This window comes from Psychrobacter sp. 16-MNA-CIBAN-0192, from assembly GCF_040309565.1.
In the GTDB taxonomy this organism is placed as follows: domain Bacteria; phylum Pseudomonadota; class Gammaproteobacteria; order Pseudomonadales; family Moraxellaceae; genus Psychrobacter.
Genome location: NZ_JBEOOX010000518.1, coordinates 1 through 252 on the forward strand (window position 1 = coordinate 1; position 252 = coordinate 252).

At 63.1% G+C, this 252-nt stretch carries 1 protein-coding gene; it reads right to left on the reverse strand.

Features of this window, described 5'->3' with window-relative positions; genetic code table 11:
• On the reverse strand, nt 1–252 hold a 252-nt coding region (locus AAEY78_RS14205), incomplete at both ends, for a cbb3-type cytochrome c oxidase subunit I (protein ID WP_352340063.1).

Genomic DNA, 252 nt, shown 5'->3' on the forward strand with positions numbered 1-252 from the left:
TAGTGGAAGTGCGCGACCACGAAGTAGGTGCCGTGATACTGGATGTCGAGCGGCGCCATCGCGAGCATCAGGCCCGTCAGGCCGCCGAACGTGAACACGAACAGGAAGCCGATCGCGAACAGCATCGGGGTTTCGAACGTCATCGAGCCGCGCCACATCGTCGCGAGCCAGTTGAACACCTTCACGCCCGTCGGCACCGCGATCAGCATCGTCGCGTACATGAAGAACAGCTGGCCGGTGACCGGCATGCCC